Source organism: Enterobacter sp. DNB-S2 (assembly GCF_019443845.1).
Classification (GTDB): Bacteria; Pseudomonadota; Gammaproteobacteria; order Enterobacterales; family Enterobacteriaceae; genus Enterobacter; species Enterobacter asburiae_B.
In genome coordinates, this window is record NZ_CP050520.1 from 88,112 (window position 1) to 105,640 (window position 17,529).

The following is a 17,529-nucleotide window of genomic DNA, read 5'->3' on the forward strand; positions in this document are numbered from 1 at the left end:
TCTCTCTCATGCTATGGTGCGTTCACCTTAACATACTGAATCCGTTTACCGTGTGCTGGTTTCTCTATCTTGTCCGAACCGCTGATAACGCCCTCTACACCGGGATCACCACCGATGTGGCGCGGCGTTTTTTACAGCATCAAACGGGGAAAGGGGCAAAAGCGCTGCGGGGGAAAGGGGAATTACAGCTCGCCTTCTCAGCGGCCGTCGGCGACCGATCGCTGGCGCTCAGGCTGGAATACCGCATCAAGCAGCTGACGAAGCGCCAGAAAGAGCGCCTCGTGACCGGAGACGGCTCCTTTGAGGCGCTGCGCGAGAGCCTGATTAAAAGCGATTGAAATGGTCGTGATACTCGACCAGGCCATTGACGCCGTTGAGCGCGTCGTCCGCCAGTCGATGGACCTGGAAAGCAGATTCCGTACCCGGCCAGCGACAGCGCAGATCGTAATGCGCGGCCTGCTCAAAGCCTAAACGGCCATAGAACGCCGGATCGCCCAGCGTGACCACGGCGGCATAGCCAAACTCGTTGAGCGAGTCCAGCCCTTCATAGACCAGCTGGCGCGCCAGACCTTGCCCGCGATAGCTTTCATCTACCGCCAGCGGCGCCATGCCTACCCACTGCAGCTCTTCGCCCTGGACGATGACCGGACTGAAGGCAACATAGCCCACCACCTGACCTTCGTCATCGGTGGCAACCAGCCCCAGCGTAATCAGGCCGTCTTCGCGGAGGTCGTGGACCAGTTGGGCTTCGGCATCGCTCGCAAAGGCGCGGCGTAACAACGCATCGATCCCCGGCGCATCAATCCCAATTTCGACTCGAATCAGCATGGCTCACCTACTGAAGTGTGTTTACCGTCCGGCGGGGTTTTCAGCCCGGCCTCAACGAAATCTGCCATTTGCATTAACATCACGCGCAGCGCTTTCGGCATCTGCTCCAGCTCAATGGCATCCATTAAATTCTTCACGTACAGGCCCAGCTCCGTGTCGCCTTCAATTACCAGACGGCGCTGGAAGAAGAGCGTATCCGGATCCTGCTTGCGCGCGGCGATCATCAGCAGATCGCTGGCGTTGGCGCTAAAGCTCACATCCGCGTCGGCGGATTCGCGTACGATCAGCTGGTCATTCTCAACGGAGGTAAACCAGCGCAGCCCGATGTCACGCACCTCAATGCTTAACCAGCGGCCTTCCAGGAACTCCAGCTCACCGTCCTGCAGCGCCTGGCGGAACTGCCAGCTCAGGACCTGCTCCAGCACCTGGCGTTTAAGCGCGAACGGTGCCAGCTTGACCGGCACGCTCAGCATTGATGGACCAAATTGTACGAGACGTGAACGCAGTTTATCCAGCACGAGCTTTACTCCCTGATATCTATAGTCCTGCTATTTTGCCATATCCGAAGCGCAACATAGCGGCGTAAATCAACAAACCGTCGTCAGCCGTACCTCATTATTGGTGTCATCAATACGCCATTAGCTGCCTTAAATCAAAAATTGTCGCGTATGGGTTAATTAAAATCCCAGCTCGTTAACAATTTTGCGATCGACTACATCAGGATAAATTATGGAGCTGCTCTGCCCTGCCGGAAACCTTCCGGCGCTTAAGGCGGCCATCGAAAATGGGGCCGATGCGGTCTATATCGGGCTGAAAGATGACACCAACGCCCGCCATTTTGCTGGCCTCAACTTTACGGAGAAAAAGCTTCAGGAAGCCGTTAACTTCGTTCACCAGCACCGCCGCAAGCTGCATATCGCCATCAATACCTTTGCTCATCCTGACGGCTACGCCCGCTGGCAGCGCGCGGTGGATATGGCGGCACAGCTGGGTGCCGATGCGCTGATCCTGGCCGACCTCGCCATGCTTGAGTATGCAGCAGAACGCTATCCCCATATTGAGCGCCACGTCTCTGTTCAGGCATCTGCCACCAACGAAGAGGCGGTGCGTTTTTACCATCAACACTTTGACGTGGCCCGCGTGGTGCTGCCGCGCGTGCTCTCTATTCATCAGGTTAAGCAACTCGCGCGCGTCACGCCAGTACCGCTGGAAGTTTTTGCCTTTGGCAGCCTGTGCATCATGGCCGAAGGCCGCTGCTATCTTTCCTCTTATTTAACCGGAGAATCGCCAAATACCGTCGGAGCCTGTTCCCCTGCCCGCTTTGTTCGCTGGCAGCAGACCCCGCAGGGGCTGGAGTCTCGCCTGAATGAGGTGCTGATTGACCGCTACCAGGACGGGGAAAACGCCGGTTATCCCACCCTGTGTAAAGGCCGCTATCTGGTCGACGGCGAGCGCTACCACGCGCTGGAGGAGCCGACAAGCCTCAACACGCTGGAGCTGCTGCCGGAACTGCTGGCGGCCAATATTGCCTCGGTGAAAATCGAAGGTCGTCAGCGCAGCCCGGCCTACGTGAGCCAGGTGGCGAAAGTGTGGCGTCAGGCCATCGACCGCTGCATGGCGGACCCGCAGAACTACGCACCACAGCAGGCCTGGATGGAAACGCTTGGTTCGATGTCCGAAGGCACGCAAACCACGCTTGGCGCGTATCACCGTAAATGGCAGTGAGAAAATCATGAAATATTCATTAGGACCGGTGCTCTACTACTGGCCAAAAGAGACGCTGGAAGATTTTTACCAACAGGCCGCGACCAGCAGCGCCGACGTGATTTACCTCGGCGAAGCGGTGTGCAGCAAGCGCCGCGCCACCAAAGTGGGCGACTGGCTGGATATGGCAAAGAGCCTTGCCGGCAGCGGCAAGCAGGTGGTGCTCTCCACGCTCGCGCTGGTGCAGGCGTCTTCCGAACTGGGCGAGCTGAAGCGCTACGTCGAAAACGGCGAGTTCCTGCTGGAAGCGAGCGATCTGGGCGTGGTGAACATGTGCGCTGAACGCAGGCTGCCGTTCGTCGCGGGTCATGCCCTCAACTGCTACAACGCCGTCACCCTGCGCCTGCTGCTCAAACAGGGAATGACGCGCTGGTGCATGCCGGTGGAACTCTCCCGCGACTGGCTGGCAAACCTGCTTAACCAGTGCGACGAGCTGGGCATTCGCAATCAGTTTGAAGTGGAAGTGCTGAGCTACGGCCATCTGCCGCTGGCCTACTCCGCCCGCTGCTTCACCGCGCGCTCGGAAGACCGCCCGAAAGACGAATGCGAAACCTGCTGCATCAAGTACCCGAACGGACGCAGCATGCTGTCGCAGGAGAATCAGCAGGTGTTTGTCCTCAACGGTATTCAAACCATGAGCGGCTATGTCTATAACCTCGGCAACGAGCTGGCGTCGATGGACGGGCTGGTGGATATGGTTCGGCTGTCGCCGCTGGATACCGGCGTGTTCGCGATGCTGGACGCCTTCCGCGCCAATGAAAACGGCGCCGCGCCGCTGCCGCTGACGGCAAACAGCGACTGCAACGGCTACTGGAGACGGCTCGCCGGGCTGGAGCTGCTGGCGTAAAAAAGGCTCACTTTGTTAACAACGGTTATCATTATTTAATGCAGTATTAAAGATTCACCGTCGACAAAGTGAGCTGTTATGACTGACAAAACCATTCCGTTTTCGGTGCTGGATCTGGCGCCGATCCCACAAGGCTCCTCGGCAAGAGAAGCCTTTTCGCACTCTCTGGATCTGGCTCAGCTGGCCGAGAAGCGTGGCTATCACCGCTACTGGCTGGCCGAACACCACAACATGGTGGGCATCGCCAGCGCCGCGACCTCGGTACTGATTGGCTATCTGGCAGCAAATACCACCACCCTGCACCTGGGCTCCGGTGGCGTAATGCTGCCGAACCACGCCCCGCTGGTGATTGCCGAGCAGTTTGGCACCCTGAATACCCTCTATCCTGGGCGTATTGATTTGGGTCTTGGTCGTGCGCCCGGCAGCGACCAGCCGACCATGCGCGCCCTGCGCCGCCATATGAGCGGCGATATCGACAACTTCCCGCGCGACGTGGCCGAGCTGGTGGACTGGTTCGACGCGCGCGATCCGAACCCGCACGTACGCCCGGTACCGGGCTACGGTGAGAAGATCCCGGTGTGGCTGTTAGGCTCAAGCCTCTACAGCGCACAGCTCGCCGCACAGCTGGGGCTGCCGTTTGCCTTCGCCTCGCACTTCGCGCCGGATATGCTGCATCAGGCGCTGCATCTCTACCGCACGAACTTTAAACCGTCCGAGCGTCTGGAGAATCCGTACGCGATGGTGTGTATCAACATCATTGCCGCCGACAGCAATCGCGACGCGGAATTCCTGTTCACCTCAATGCAGCAGGCGTTTGTGAAGCTGCGCCGCGGTGAGACGGGCCAGCTTCCGCCGCCGGTGGAGAATATGCATCAGCTGTGGTCCGCCTCCGAGCAGTATGGCGTGCAGCAGGCGCTGAGCATGTCGCTGGTAGGCGATAAATCGAAAGTGCGCCACGGGCTGGACGCGGTGCTGCGCGAAACGCAGGCGGATGAGATTATGGTTAACGGCCAGATTTTCGATCACCAGGCGCGTTTGCATTCGTTTGAACTGGCGATGCAGGTGAAAGAGGAACTGGTGGGGTAGTTTTTTGCTTTTCTCCCTCTCCCTATGGGAGAGGACCGGCGTGAGGGGTTCAACCCCTCGTTTTACTGATAAACGGGCAACAGGTTAAAACTCGACAGCACGTGTACCAGTGCGTTACCAACGCCGAATACCAGAATCAGCGCAATCATCGGCTTACCGCCCCAGACGCGGAATTTCGGGCTGCCGAAGCGTTTACGTGATTTGCGCGCCAGCAGCGCCGGCACAATCGCCGCCCAGATAGTTGCCGCCAGCCCTGCATAGCCGATGGCGTACAGGAAGCCGTTCGGCCACAGCAGGCCACCCACAATCGGCGGCAGGAAGGTCAGCAGCGCGGTTTTTAAACGCCCCATCGCAGAATCATCAAAGCCGAACAGATCCGCCAGATAGTCAAACAGGCCCAGCGTCACGCCCAGGAAAGAGCTTGCCACCGCAAAGTTAGAGAAGATAACCAGCAGTAGGTCCAGACTGCGGCTGTTCAGCACGCCGCTCAGCGCCTGCACCAGCACGTCGATGTTTCCGCCCTTCTGGGCAATGCCGATAAATTCCGGACGTGGGATGTTGCCCATCGTCCCCAGCAGCCAAATCACATACAGACCCAGCGCCAGCAGCGTGCCGTAGACCAGACACTTCACAATGGTGCGCGGATCTTTGCCGTAGTACTTCATCAGGCTCGGCACGTTACCGTGGTAGCCAAACGACGCCAGACAGAACGGCAGCGTCATCAGCAGGTACGGCGTGTAGGAGGTATTCACTTCGGCGACGTTAAACAGCGTGGCGGGCGTCACGTGCCCCAGCAGGCTGCCGAAGGTCAGGAAGAAAGTGATGACCTTCGCGCCTAATACGATCGCCGTCATGCGGCTCACCGCTTTGGTACTCATCCAGACGATAAACGCCACAGCCAGCGCAAAACATAGCCCCGCCAGACGCGCCGGAACGTTCAGCGACATCTCCGAGAAGGTGTGATGCAGAATCGAGCCGCTAGCCGAAATATACGCGTAGGTCAGGATATAGAGCACAAACGCGATGGACAGGCCGTTCACCAGGTTCCAGCCTTTGCCCAGCAGATCTTTGGTGATGGTGTCGAAGCTGGAGCCAATGCGGTAGTTCAGGTTTGCTTCAAGGATCATCAGCCCGGAATGGAGCATGCAGAACCAGGTAAAGACCAGCGCCGCCAGCGACCAGAAGAACCACGCACCGGACATGACCACTGGCAGGGAAAACATCCCGGCACCAATGATGGTTCCGCCGATGATCACCACGCCGCCAAGCAGCGAAGGTGACGTTTGGGTGGTGGTTAGTGTCGCCATACAGCCTTTTCTCCAGTCAATCATGCGGTTCTGCATTTTAATGTGACGCACTGTACCAGTACAAGAGTACAAAAGGAATAAAAAAAGCCCCGATAGCGTGTATCGGGGCTGTATATTTTACTTTACGTCAGAAGAGTGAGGCTTACGCGTCACCGAAACGGCGACGGCTGGTGCCTTCTTCACGACGTGGGCCGCGGTTTTCGCGACGCTCGCCGGAGAAACGACGACCTTCACCACCGCGACCTTCGCTGCGGCCGCCTTCACGACGCTCGCCACCGAAGCTGCGACCACCGCCACGACGTTCACCACCGCGGTCTGGACGTGGCTGTGCATCGCCCATCAGCTGCATGTTCATCGGTTTGTTCAGGATGCGGGTACGCGTAAAGTGCTGCAGCACTTCGCCCGGCATGCCTTTTGGCAGCTCGATGGTTGAGTGGGATGCGAACAGCTTGATGTTACCAATGTAACGGCTGCTGATGTCGCCTTCGTTAGCGATCGCGCCAACGATGTGACGAACTTCAACGCCATCATCACGGCCCACTTCAATGCGGTACAGTTCCATATCACCCGCGTCACGACGTTCACGACGTGGACGATCTTCACCACCACGCTCTGGACGGTCACCACGTGGGCCACGGTCATTGCGGTCATTACGGTCACCACGACGTTCGAAGCGATCGTCACGGTCACGGAATTCACGCTTAGGACGCATCGGCGCATCTGGTGGCACGATCAGGCTACGTTCGCCCTGAGCCATTTTCAGCAGTGCTGCAGCCAGGGTTTCCATGTCCAGCTCTTCGCCTTCAGCAACAGGCTGAATCTGCGACAGCAGCGCACGGTACTGGTCCAGATCGCTGCTTTCCAGCTGCTGCTGTACTTTCGCGGCGAATTTTTCCAGGCGGCGTTTGCCCAGCAGATCTGCATTTGGCAGGTCAGCTTCTGGAATGGTCAGCTTCATGGTGCGTTCAATGTTACGCAGCAGACGACGCTCGCGGTTCTCAACGAACAGCAGCGCACGACCCGCACGACCCGCACGACCGGTACGGCCGATACGGTGAACGTAAGACTCGGAATCCATCGGGATGTCGTAGTTAACAACCAGGCTGATACGCTCAACGTCCAGACCACGTGCTGCCACGTCGGTTGCAATCAGGATATCCAGACGACCGTCTTTCAGACGCTCCAGAGTCTGCTCACGCAGGGCCTGGTTCATGTCGCCGTTCAGCGCTGCGCTGTTGTAGCCGCTACGCTCCAGGGCTTCAGCCACTTCCAGGGTCGCGTTTTTGGTACGCACGAAGATAATCGCCGCATCAAAATCTTCCGCTTCCAGGAAACGTACCAGCGCTTCGTTTTTGCGCATGCCGTACACAGACCAGTAGCTCTGGCTGATGTCCGGGCGAGTGGTAACGCTGGACTGAATACGCACTTCCTGAGGATCTTTCATGAAGCGCTTGGTGATACGACGAATCGCTTCTGGCATGGTGGCAGAGAACAGCGCGGTCTGATGACCGTCCGGGATCTGCGCCATGATGGTTTCGACGTCTTCGATGAAGCCCATACGCAGCATTTCATCTGCTTCATCCAGTACCAGGCCGCTCAGTTTAGAGAGGTCCAGAGTACCGCGCTTCAGGTGATCCAGCAGACGGCCCGGCGTACCGACAACAATCTGTGGGCCCTGGCGCAGGGCGCGTAACTGCACGTCATAACGCTGGCCGCCGTACAGGGCTACCACGTTTACGCCGCGCATATGTTTAGAGAATTCCGTCATGGCTTCTGCAACCTGAACAGCCAGTTCACGGGTTGGAGCCAGGACGAGGATCTGCGGTGCACGCAGGTCCGGATCAATGTTGTTCAGCAGCGGCAGCGAGAATGCTGCAGTTTTACCGCTACCAGTCTGGGCCATGCCCAGCACGTCACGACCAGAAAGCAGGTGTGGGATACACTCAGCCTGGATCGGAGATGGTTTTTCGTAACCCAGATCGTTAAGGGCTTCAAGGATAGGAGCCTTCAGGCCCAGATCTGCAAAAGTGGTTTCGAATTCAGCCATGTAGTACAAGTGCCTCGATATTAATGGCGGCCAGTCTACTTAGCTCATCGTGAAAATGATTAGCAATTTTCATTGAAAAGTGTGAACCGGCTCAAAGTAGGTGTATTGACGAACAACAACGCCCTCACCAGTTAAGGTGATGGCAATCAAAAGATTACGGGCTGATGTTTATGTCGTCAGCTATTGCTGGTCCGATTCTGCCAGGTCGTCATGCTCCTGGCCCAAGAGCGATAATTCCAACAATGCATAACGGTGCTCAACGAAGTTGTGTACGTTGTTAGCAACCGCTAATTTGAACAGTGCCGTAGCGCTGTCCATATCCCCCAGACTTAGGTAGTACTTACCTAAATAGAAGTTGGTTTCACTGAGATGCTCAGCGAGCGAGGTGTTATCCGTTGCGTCCGCCTTGAGGCGTTCCATCAGCGTTGCTTCGCTAATGTTGCCCAGGTAGAACTCGACAATGTTCCATCCCCACTGTTCCTTGTCCGATTTATCGAAGCGCTGTTTCAGTGCCTCTTTTGCCTGCTTCTCATCGAGCTTCCGCTCAACGATGTAAAGCCACAGGCTACGGAAAGGATCATTAGGATCGTCTTGATAAAACGCCAGCAGATCATCTTGCGCTAACTTATCACGACCGCCGTAATACAATGCGATACCGCGATTCAAGTGCGCGTAGTTGTAAGTTGGATCAAGCTCAAGTACAGAATCAAACGCTTCATAGGCAGCATCAAAATTGCCTGCCTGCGTTAAATAAATGCCTAAGTAATTGAATACTTCAGGCATATCAGGTCGGATAGCCAGCGCTTGTGAAAAATCATTTCGCGCCAATGCCCTCAGACCGAGACTATCATACAACACTCCGCGCTCATATAAAAGCTGTGCGCGTTCTTCATCGGTTAAAGCCCGACTGGCAAGTATTTGTTCCATGCGTGCCAGAATCACTTCCTGCTGCAAAGTCGGTTGCAATGGCACTGCGAGGACTTCGCTCTTACGCCAGGCAGAGTTGCTGCATCCTGCCAGCGTTAAAGCTGTCGCAACGAAACACCAGCGCAAAAAAGGCTTCATTTCCCACTCCCGAAGACAACTATTGGATGAACGTCCTGTCCCCCGGCGGCTTAACAAGGCGTCCTGCCTGATAATAGGCCCTCCGCAAAGCGGAGGGCAAATGGCAACTTACTCGCCTTGCTGTTCTGCTGCCTGTGCTTCTGGCGCAGCAGCTGGCTGAGACTGCTCGGTTGCTTCTTTAATGCTCAGACGGATACGGCCCTGGCGATCAACTTCCAGAACTTTCACCGGTACTTCCTGACCCATCTGCAGGTAATCGGTCACTTTCTCAACGCGCTTGTCAGCGATCTGAGAGATGTGAACCAGACCTTCTTTACCGCCACCGATGGCAACGAACGCGCCAAAGTCAACGATACGGGTCACTTTACCTGCGTAGACGCGGCCCACTTCGATCTCTGCCGTGATTTCTTCGATGCGACGGATCGCGAATTTCGCTTTCTCGCCGTCGGTTGCTGCGATCTTCACAGTACCGTCATCTTCGATTTCGATCGTGGTGCCAGTCTCTTCGGTCAGCGCACGGATTACGGAGCCGCCCTTACCGATAACATCTTTGATCTTGTCTGGGTTGATCTTGATGGTGTGGATACGTGGAGCGAACTGAGAAATGTCGCCACGCGGCGCGTTAATCGCCTGTTCCATCACGCCCAGGATGTGCAGACGCGCACCTTTAGCCTGGTTCAGAGCAACCTGCATGATCTCTTTGGTGATACCTTCAATTTTGATATCCATCTGCAGCGCAGAGATACCTTCGCGGGAACCCGCTACTTTGAAGTCCATATCGCCCAGGTGGTCTTCGTCACCCAGAATGTCAGACAGAACAACGAAGTTGTCGCCTTCTTTCACCAGGCCCATTGCGATACCCGCAACGGCGGCTTTGATCGGCACGCCTGCATCCATCAGCGCCAGAGAAGCACCACACACGGAAGCCATGGAAGAAGAACCGTTGGATTCGGTGATTTCAGAAACCACACGAACGGTGTACGGGAACTTGTCAGCTTCTGGCATCACTGCCAGCACGCCGCGCTTCGCCAGACGACCGTGACCAATTTCACGACGCTTCGGCGAGCCAACCATACCGGTTTCGCCTACGGAGTACGGAGGGAAGTTGTAGTGGAACAGGAAGCTGTCAGTGCGCTCGCCCATCAGTTCGTCGATGATCTGTGCGTCACGTGCAGTACCCAGGGTCGCGGTTACCAGCGCCTGCGTTTCGCCACGGGTGAACAGCGCGGAACCGTGAGTACGTGGCAGAACGCCAGTACGCACATCCAGACCACGGATCATGTCTTTTTCGCGGCCATCGATACGCGGCTCGCCTGCCAGCACACGGCTACGAACAACGTTTTTCTCGATTGCGTGCAGGATGTCGCTCAGTTCGTTAGCGTCCAGCGTTTCGTCTTCAGCAACCAGCGTCGCGATAGTTTCAGACTTGATCACGTCAACCTGAGCGTAACGCTCCTGTTTGTCAGTGATGCGGTATGCATCGCTCAGACGAGATTCTGCCAGAGTTGCAACGCGTGCGTTCAGCGCGTCGTTTGCTGCTTCTGGCTGCCAGTCCCAACGTGGTTTACCGGCTTCTTTCACCAGGTCGTTGATGTTCTGGATAACGATCTGCTGCTGGTCGTGGCCAAATACCACAGCGCCCAGCATCTGGTCTTCGCTCAGCAGTTCAGCTTCGGATTCAACCATCAGCACAGCAGCTTCAGTACCCGCAACAACCAGGTCCAGCTTACTTTCTTTCAGCTCTTCCTGGGTTGGGTTCAGTACGTACTGGTCGTTGATGTAGCCAACGCGCGCGGCACCGATTGGGCCATTAAATGGAATACCAGACAGTGACAGGGCAGCGGATGCGCCGATCATGGCAACGATGTCCGGGTTAACCTGTGGGTTAACGGAAACAACGGTCGCGATAACCTGTACTTCATTAACGAAGCCTTCCGGGAACAGCGGACGAACCGGGCGGTCAATCAGACGCGCAATCAGGGTTTCGCCTTCGCTTGGACGGCCTTCACGACGGAAGAAACCACCCGGGATTTTACCGGCAGCGTAGGTACGCTCCTGGTAGTTAACGGTCAGCGGGAAGAAGTCCTGACCTGGTTTAGCTTTTTTCTGGCCAACAACGGTAACGAATACCGCAGTGTCATCCATGCTTACCATAACGGCAGCAGTAGCCTGACGTGCCATCATGCCGGTTTCCAGCGTGACGGTATGTTGACCATACTGGAATTTACGAACGATCGGATTCAGCAAAGTTCTGTCCTTTCTTAAATGTTTGACAGCACACCACCGGTGTGCTGTCGATTTAACCCGACCTTCTTCGCATCCTCGCGACTAATGACAACCAACACCCCCATGGGTGAAGCCTCTCATTAGCCGCGCGAACCTCTGCAATGAAGATCATTTATAGCAACAATACAATAGTTTCCAGTGAATTGCTGCCGTCTGGTTGAAAAAAGGGGCCATCAGGCCCCCTTTTCTGAAACTCGCAAGAATTAGCGACGCAGACCCAGACGCTCGATCAGCGCGGTGTAGCGTGCAACATCTTTACGTTTCAGGTAGTCGAGCAGTTTACGACGCTGAGAAACCATACGCAGCAGACCACGACGGCTGTGGTGATCTTTTTTGTGCTCTGCAAAGTGACCCTGCAGGTGGTTAATCTGTGCAGTCAGCAGTGCAACCTGAACTTCGGTAGAACCGCTGTCGTTAGTACCACGACCAAACTCAGAAACGATTTTAGCTTTAGCTTCAACGCTTAGAGACATTTTCAAACTCCAAAGTATAAAGAATGTAAGGATGCCGATCTCTAATTCAGCAATCCCATGTACGCCCCGCAGATTGTTAAACAATTTACCAGGCGTTAAGCGGCGATATTCTACTCGTCTCCCCTGCTTATCGCAAGGTGAGCCGTTACCACCGTCACGCGTCGACCGGATATTCGACGACCAGACGACGCGGCGCAACGCGCCCTTCGCCATCCATTTCGCCCATACCGATGAATTTCCCTTCGTCACCTTCGGTCACGCGTACCAGTCCCTCCAGCGGCGCTTGTGCCGTACGAACCGGGTTGCCGTTCTTAAAGTAAACGGACGATGTTAAAGGAAGATTAACAACCGGGAAGTCCGCTGCCGGACTGTCCATCGGCATCAGCAAAGGATCCAGCAAATCTGCCGGCGCAATCCCCTGCGCTTCCGCCTGTTCTACCAGCTCGCGCAGATATTCCAGGGTCACCATCCGCTCCACCGGGTACTTGCTCACCGCCAGGCGGCGCAGGTAAATCACATGCGCGCCGCAGCCCAGCTTTTCACCGAGGTCGTCGATGATAGTGCGAATATAGGTCCCTTTCGAACAGTGTACTTCCAGCTCCAGCTCATCACCTTCGTGGCGAATAAACAGCAGCTCATACACGGTTATCGGACGGGCTTCACGCGGAACGTCAATGCCCTGGCGCGCATATTCGTAGAGCTTCTTGCCCTGATATTTCAGCGCCGAATACATCGACGGCACCTGCATCGTGTCTCCACGGAAGCTCTCCAGCGCAGCATCAAGCTGTTCCGCGCTGAACGTCACCGGACGCTCTTCCACCACCTGGCCATCCGCGTCGGAGGTATCCGTGCGCTGGCCCAGTTTAGCGATAACGCGGTAGCGCTTATCGGAGTCGAGCAGGTACTGGGAAAACTTTGTCGCCTCTCCCAGGCAGACCGGCAGCATGCCCGTTGCCAGCGGATCGAGCGCGCCGGTGTGGCCCGCACGGTTGGCGTTATAAATACGCTTAACTTTCTGCAGCACGTCGTTGCTGGAAGCGCCCTGGGGTTTATCCAGCAGCAGCACACCATGCACGTCGCGACCGCGACGACGAGGACGACTCATTAGTCCTCCTTGCTGTCGTCCGCCGGGTTAACACGACGCTCGTCATCATGTTTAACCACGCTGGTCACCAGGTTGGACATACGCATACCTTCGACCAGCGAGTTGTCGTAGAAGAAGGTCAGCTCAGGCACGATACGCAGGCGCATCGCTTTGCCGAGCAGGGAGCGGATGAAACCAGAGGCTTCCTGCAGCGCTTTAATGCCGTTTTTCACTGCCGCTTCGTCCTGATCGTTCAGGAAGGTGACGAACACTTTTGCATACGCCAGATCGCGGGACATTTCGACACCGGAAACGGTGGTCATCATGCCGACGCGCGGGTCTTTAATTTCACGTTGCAGAATGAGTGCGATCTCTTTCTGCATTTCCTGCGCTACGCGCTGAGGGCGACCAAATTCTTTCGCCATAATAAATTCTCCAGACAAAAAAGGGGCTAAAAGCCCCTTTTAAAATTATTGCCGGGTGGCGCGAGGCGATCCCGGCTTACAATCGGTAATTAAGCGATGGTACGCTGAATTTCGATGATCTCGAACACTTCGATCATATCGCCAACGCGAACGTCGTTGTAGTTCTTCACGCCGATACCACATTCCATGCCGTTACGGACTTCGTTAACGTCATCTTTGAAGCGGCGCAGGGATTCCAGCTCGCCTTCGTAGATAACCACGTTGTCACGCAGTACGCGGATTGGGTTGTGACGCTTGATGTTACCTTCGGTCACCATACAGCCCGCGATCGCACCGAATTTCGGTGATTTGAACACGTCACGTACTTCAGCCAGACCGATGATCTGCTGTTTCAGTTCAGGAGACAGCATGCCGCTCATCGCTGCTTTCACTTCGTCGATCAGGTTATAGATGACGGAGTAGTAACGCAGATCCAGGCTTTCGGCTTCAATTACTTTACGCGCAGATGCATCCGCACGAACGTTGAAGCCAACCAGGATAGCGTTGGAGGCAGCAGCCAGGGTCGCGTCGGTTTCGGTGATACCACCTACGCCAGAACCGATGATCTTCACTTTCACTTCGTCGGTGGACAGTTTCAGCAAGGAGTCGGAGATCGCTTCCACAGAACCCTGAACGTCAGCTTTCAGAACGATGTTCACTTCGTGAACTTCGCCTTCGGTCATGTTGGCAAACATGTTCTCGAGTTTAGATTTCTGCTGACGAGCCAGTTTAACTTCACGGAATTTGCCCTGACGATACAGCGCAACTTCACGCGCTTTCTTCTCGTCACGCACAACGGTCACTTCGTCACCGGCAGCCGGAACACCGGACAGACCCAGGATTTCCACTGGAATGGACGGACCCGCTTCCAGAACTTCCTGACCCAGTTCGTTACGCATCGCACGAACGCGGCCGTATTCGAAGCCACACAGAACGATGTCGCCCTTGTTCAGGGTACCTTCGCGTACCAGAACGGTTGCAACCGGACCACGACCTTTATCCAGGAAGGATTCGATTACCGCGCCGCTCGCCATACCATTACGGATCGCTTTCAGCTCCAGTACTTCAGCCTGCAGCAGGATCGCGTTCAGCAGGTCGTCGATACCGGTACCCGCTTTCGCAGATACTGGGATGAACTGCGCTTCACCGCCCCACTCTTCCGGCATAACGCCGTACTGAGACAGTTCGTTCTTCACGCGGTCCAGATCGGCTTCTGGCTTATCGATTTTGTTGACTGCAACAACCAGAGGCACCTGCGCCGCTTTCGCGTGCTGGATAGCTTCGATGGTCTGTGGCATCACGCCGTCGTCTGCGGCAACAACCAGTACAACGATATCCGTTGCCTGAGCACCACGAGCACGCATTGAGGTAAACGCTGCGTGGCCTGGGGTATCCAGGAAGGTGATCATGCCGTTTTCGGTTTCTACGTGGTAAGCACCGATGTGCTGGGTAATACCACCCGCTTCACCAGAGGCAACCTTAGTAGAACGAATGTAGTCAAGCAGAGAGGTTTTACCGTGGTCAACGTGACCCATGATGGTCACAACCGGTGCACGCGGTTCAGCCGCAGCGCCAGTATCACGGTCGCTCATTACTGCTTCTTCCAGCTCGTTTTCACGACGCAGGATAACTTTGTGGCCCATCTCTTCAGCAACCAGCTGTGCGGTTTCCTGATCGATGACCTGGTTGATGGTCGCCATGGCGCCCAGTTTCATCATCGCTTTGATGACCTGAGAGCCTTTAACCGCCATCTTGTTCGCCAGATCGCCAACGGTGATGGTTTCGCCAATCACGACGTCACGGTTAACGGCCTGAGCAGGCTTCTGGAAGCTCTGCTGCAGAGCGGAACCTTTACGCTTACCGCCTTTACCGCCGCGAACAGCAGCGCGTGCTTCTTCACGGTCAGCTTTGGATTCAGCGTGTTTGTTGCCTTTTTTCGCCGGACGCGCTGCTTTTGCATTACGGCCACGGCCACGACCGCCTTCAACTTCACGGTCGTTATCATCTTCAGCCTGACGCGCATGCTGAGAAGTGGTCACGTGATAGTCGCTGGTGTCTTCAGTCGGCTCAACGGTATTCACACCATTCTTCTCGTTTTCTTCTGCCATACGGCGCGCTTCTTCGGCGACGCGGCGAGCTTCTTCTTCCAGCTTACGGCGGGCTTCTTCTTCCGCTTTACGCTTCAGCTCGGCAGCTTCATTTTCACGGCGGGCTTTTTCAGCCTGGGCGGTTTTGGTCATTTCGTCTGTCTGTTGATTGCTCACTTTGTCTTTTTCCGCAGCGTCACGCTTCACTTTATCACTTGCGTCGCGTTTCGCTTTTTCTGCGGCCTCACGTTCAGCTTTTAATTCTGCTTCACGTTTGGCGGTTGCTTCCGCCTCACGCTGAGCTTGTTCTTCCGCTTCACGCTGTGCCTGCTCTTCCGCGGCAAGGCGTTCTGCCTCTTGCGGATCACGTTTTACAAAGGTGCGCGTCTTGCGGACTTCAATTTGGACCGATTTGCTTTTGCCACCGGTACCAGGGATATTTAACGTGCTGCGCGTTTTGCGCTGCAGCGTTAACTTGTCAGGCGTAGAACCGTGTTCACGGTTCAGGTGCGTTAACAAGGTTTGTTTTTCTTGCGCGGTCACCGAGTCATCAGCGGACTTCGGGATCCCTGCATCAGCAAATTGCTGTACCAGGCGGTCCACGGAGGTCTGAATCTCAGCAGCCAGCGATTTTACAGTTACATCAGTCATGCTGTTCCTTCCTGCTACAGTTTATTACGCTTCGTCGCCGAACCAGCAAATATTACGTGCGGCCATGATGAGCTCGCCGGCTTTCTCGTCGGTTAAACCTTCGATATCAGCCAGGTCATCAACGCCTTGCTCAGCGAGATCTTCCAGCGTACAAACACCACGGGCAGCCAGCTTGAACGCAATCGCACGATCAAGACCTTCCAGATTCAGCAGGTCATCAGCCGGCTTCTTATCGCCAAGGCTTTCTTCCTGAGCCAGTGCCAGGGTGGTCAGTGCGTTTTTAGCGCGTTCACGCAGGGCTTCAACGGTTGGTTCATCCAGACCGTCAATTTCCAGCAGCTCTTTCATTGGCACATAGGCCAGTTCTTCCAGCGTAGAGAAACCTTCTTCAACCAGAACAGTGGCGAAGTCTTCGTCAATATCCAGGTATTTAGTGAAGGTATCGATCGCCGCATGGGCTTCAGCCTGATGCTTAGCCTGCAGGTCATCAACGGTCATTACGTTGAGTTCCCAGCCGCTCAGCTGTGACGCCAGGCGTACGTTCTGACCGTTACGGCCGATTGCCTGCGCCAGGTTGCCCGCTTCAACAGCGATATCCATGGTGTGTTTGTCTTCGTCAACAACGATAGACGCCACATCAGCTGGAGCCATTGCGTTGATCACGAACTGCGCCGGGTTGTCATCCCACAGAACGATATCAATACGTTCGCCGCCCAGCTCAGTCGAAACTGCCTGAACGCGCGCACCGCGCATACCGACGCAAGCACCGACCGGGTCGATACGCTTGTCATTGGTTTTCACCGCAATTTTCGCACGGGAGCCCGGATCGCGAGCCGCCGCTTTAATCTCGATAACTTCTTCACCGATTTCCGGCACTTCGATACGGAACAGTTCTACCAGCATTTCTGGTTTAGAACGGGTCACGAACAGCTGTGCACCACGCGCTTCAGGACGAACGGCGTACAGAACACCGCGAATACGGTCACCTGGGCGGAAGTTTTCACGCGGTAGCATATCTTCACGCAGGATCACGGCTTCAGCGTTACCCGGCAACCCTTCGGATTTGATCTCCAGGGAGATGTTGTCGCGGTTCACTTTCTTCACCACGCCGGTGATGATTTCGCCTTCCTGATCGCGGAACTGATCGACAACCAGCGCGCGCTCGGCTTCGCGCACTTTCTGCACGATAACCTGTTTAGCGGTCTGGGTCGTGATACGGTCAAAGGTGACAGATTCAATCTGATCTTCAACGTACTCGCCCACGTTCAGACTTTCGTCTTCAAAACGGGCGGCTTCCAGCGTGATCTCTTTGGTCGGCTGGGTCACTTCTTCAACGATTACCCAACGACGGAATGTATCGAAGTCACCGCTTTTACGATCGATTTCTACGCGAACATCGATCTCTTGTTCGTATTTTTTCTTGGTTGCTGTAGCCAGTGCACTTTCCAGCGCTTCGAAAATCTTCTCACGCGGCAGTGATTTCTCGTTGGAGACGGCTTCAACAACAGCCAAAATTTCTTTGTTCATCGCGGGCTTTTCA

Annotated in this window: 16 protein-coding genes; 4 read left to right on the forward strand and 12 right to left on the reverse strand. The window is 55.6% G+C overall.

Going from position 1 to position 17,529, the window contains the following annotated elements; all coding sequences use genetic code 11:
* Positions 1-8 precede the first annotated feature (8 nt).
* Positions 9-338 carry a GIY-YIG nuclease family protein gene (locus HB664_RS00480; RefSeq protein WP_023309323.1) on the forward strand — a complete coding sequence of 110 codons (330 nt, stop codon included), beginning with the start codon at positions 9-11 and terminating at the stop codon, positions 336-338.
* Here HB664_RS00480 and HB664_RS00485 read toward each other — a convergent pair.
* Positions 325-828: a GNAT family N-acetyltransferase gene (locus HB664_RS00485; protein WP_023309324.1), complete on the reverse strand. Its 504-nt coding sequence runs from the start codon at positions 826-828 to the stop codon at positions 325-327. The genes HB664_RS00480 and HB664_RS00485 overlap by 14 nt on opposite strands.
* Positions 822-1,346, reverse strand: coding sequence for an SCP2 domain-containing protein (locus HB664_RS00490; RefSeq protein ID WP_029739636.1), 525 nt, complete (start codon positions 1,344-1,346; stop codon positions 822-824). The genes HB664_RS00485 and HB664_RS00490 overlap by 7 nt, the downstream gene beginning before the upstream one ends.
* Positions 1,347-1,557: 211 nt before the next feature.
* Here HB664_RS00490 and HB664_RS00495 point away from each other — a divergent pair, with 211 nt between their 5' ends.
* The 3 genes from HB664_RS00495 to HB664_RS00505 all read left to right on the forward strand — a co-directional run bounded on the left by HB664_RS00495 (position 1,558) and on the right by HB664_RS00505 (position 4,525).
* Positions 1,558-2,553: a peptidase U32 family protein gene (locus tag HB664_RS00495; RefSeq protein ID WP_023309326.1), complete on the forward strand. Its 996-nt coding sequence runs from the start codon at positions 1,558-1,560 to the stop codon at positions 2,551-2,553.
* 7 nt (positions 2,554-2,560) lie between these two features.
* The gene (locus HB664_RS00500) at positions 2,561-3,439 is read left to right on the forward strand and encodes a U32 family peptidase (RefSeq protein ID WP_182931243.1); all 879 of its coding nucleotides are present in this window, start codon (positions 2,561-2,563) and stop codon (positions 3,437-3,439) included.
* A gap of 78 nt (positions 3,440-3,517) precedes the next feature.
* The gene (locus tag HB664_RS00505) at positions 3,518-4,525 is read left to right on the forward strand and encodes a luciferase-like monooxygenase (protein WP_219940267.1); all 1,008 of its coding nucleotides are present in this window, start codon (positions 3,518-3,520) and stop codon (positions 4,523-4,525) included.
* A 62-nt stretch (positions 4,526-4,587) separates the two neighbouring features.
* Here the strand turns inward: HB664_RS00505 and mtr are convergent, their stop codons facing one another.
* The 10 genes from mtr to nusA form a co-directional block, all read right to left on the reverse strand.
* Positions 4,588-5,832 (reverse strand): tryptophan permease, encoded by a 1,245-nt coding sequence (mtr, locus tag HB664_RS00510; protein ID WP_045355428.1) that lies wholly within the window; start codon positions 5,830-5,832, stop codon positions 4,588-4,590.
* A 142-nt stretch (positions 5,833-5,974) separates the two neighbouring features.
* On the reverse strand, positions 5,975-7,879 hold the full coding sequence (locus HB664_RS00515; protein ID WP_069303343.1) for a DEAD/DEAH family ATP-dependent RNA helicase: 1,905 nt from the start codon (positions 7,877-7,879) through the stop codon (positions 5,975-5,977).
* On the reverse strand, positions 7,872-7,952 hold the full coding sequence (gene yrbN, locus HB664_RS00520; RefSeq protein WP_097397692.1) for a protein YrbN: 81 nt from the start codon (positions 7,950-7,952) through the stop codon (positions 7,872-7,874). The genes HB664_RS00515 and yrbN overlap by 8 nt, the downstream gene beginning before the upstream one ends.
* Positions 7,953-8,059: 107 nt before the next feature.
* On the reverse strand, positions 8,060-8,944 hold the full coding sequence (gene nlpI, locus HB664_RS00525) for a lipoprotein NlpI (RefSeq protein WP_023309331.1): 885 nt from the start codon (positions 8,942-8,944) through the stop codon (positions 8,060-8,062).
* Between the two features lie 108 nt (positions 8,945-9,052).
* Positions 9,053-11,191: a polyribonucleotide nucleotidyltransferase gene (gene pnp, locus HB664_RS00530; protein WP_182931245.1), complete on the reverse strand. Its 2,139-nt coding sequence runs from the start codon at positions 11,189-11,191 to the stop codon at positions 9,053-9,055.
* A gap of 242 nt (positions 11,192-11,433) precedes the next feature.
* On the reverse strand, positions 11,434-11,703 hold the full coding sequence (gene rpsO / locus HB664_RS00535) for a 30S ribosomal protein S15 (protein ID WP_003861789.1): 270 nt from the start codon (positions 11,701-11,703) through the stop codon (positions 11,434-11,436).
* A gap of 154 nt (positions 11,704-11,857) precedes the next feature.
* Complete coding sequence (truB, locus tag HB664_RS00540; RefSeq protein ID WP_094934463.1) at positions 11,858-12,808, reverse strand: tRNA pseudouridine(55) synthase TruB; 951 nt, start codon at positions 12,806-12,808, stop codon at positions 11,858-11,860.
* Positions 12,808-13,212, reverse strand: coding sequence for a 30S ribosome-binding factor RbfA (gene rbfA / locus HB664_RS00545; RefSeq protein WP_003024988.1), 405 nt, complete (start codon positions 13,210-13,212; stop codon positions 12,808-12,810). The genes truB and rbfA overlap by 1 nt, the downstream gene beginning before the upstream one ends.
* An 89-nt stretch (positions 13,213-13,301) precedes the next feature.
* The gene (gene infB / locus HB664_RS00550) at positions 13,302-15,989 is read right to left on the reverse strand and encodes a translation initiation factor IF-2 (RefSeq protein ID WP_029739629.1); all 2,688 of its coding nucleotides are present in this window, start codon (positions 15,987-15,989) and stop codon (positions 13,302-13,304) included.
* A 24-nt stretch (positions 15,990-16,013) separates the two neighbouring features.
* On the reverse strand, positions 16,014-17,516 hold the full coding sequence (gene nusA / locus HB664_RS00555; protein ID WP_029739628.1) for a transcription termination factor NusA: 1,503 nt from the start codon (positions 17,514-17,516) through the stop codon (positions 16,014-16,016).
* Positions 17,517-17,529: the final 13 nt, after the last annotated feature.

Coding starts and splice junctions, on each gene's coding strand:
- HB664_RS00480 (WP_023309323.1), top strand. CDS start 9: ATGCTATGGTGCGTTCACCTTAACATACTGAATCCGTTTACCGTGTGC.
- HB664_RS00485 (WP_023309324.1), bottom strand. CDS start 828: ATGCTGATTCGAGTCGAAATTGGGATTGATGCGCCGGGGATCGATGCG.
- HB664_RS00495 (WP_023309326.1), top strand. CDS start 1,558: ATGGAGCTGCTCTGCCCTGCCGGAAACCTTCCGGCGCTTAAGGCGGCC.
- HB664_RS00500 (WP_182931243.1), top strand. CDS start 2,561: ATGAAATATTCATTAGGACCGGTGCTCTACTACTGGCCAAAAGAGACG.
- HB664_RS00505 (WP_219940267.1), top strand. CDS start 3,518: ATGACTGACAAAACCATTCCGTTTTCGGTGCTGGATCTGGCGCCGATC.
- mtr (WP_045355428.1), bottom strand. CDS start 5,832: ATGGCGACACTAACCACCACCCAAACGTCACCTTCGCTGCTTGGCGGC.
- HB664_RS00515 (WP_069303343.1), bottom strand. CDS start 7,879: ATGGCTGAATTCGAAACCACTTTTGCAGATCTGGGCCTGAAGGCTCCT.
- yrbN (WP_097397692.1), bottom strand. CDS start 7,952: ATGAAAATTGCTAATCATTTTCACGATGAGCTAAGTAGACTGGCCGCC.
- nlpI (WP_023309331.1), bottom strand. CDS start 8,944: ATGAAGCCTTTTTTGCGCTGGTGTTTCGTTGCGACAGCTTTAACGCTG.
- rpsO (WP_003861789.1), bottom strand. CDS start 11,703: ATGTCTCTAAGCGTTGAAGCTAAAGCTAAAATCGTTTCTGAGTTTGGT.
- truB (WP_094934463.1), bottom strand. CDS start 12,808: ATGAGTCGTCCTCGTCGTCGCGGTCGCGACGTGCATGGTGTGCTGCTG.
- rbfA (WP_003024988.1), bottom strand. CDS start 13,212: ATGGCGAAAGAATTTGGTCGCCCTCAGCGCGTAGCGCAGGAAATGCAG.
- infB (WP_029739629.1), bottom strand. CDS start 15,989: ATGACTGATGTAACTGTAAAATCGCTGGCTGCTGAGATTCAGACCTCC.
- nusA (WP_029739628.1), bottom strand. CDS start 17,516: ATGAACAAAGAAATTTTGGCTGTTGTTGAAGCCGTCTCCAACGAGAAA.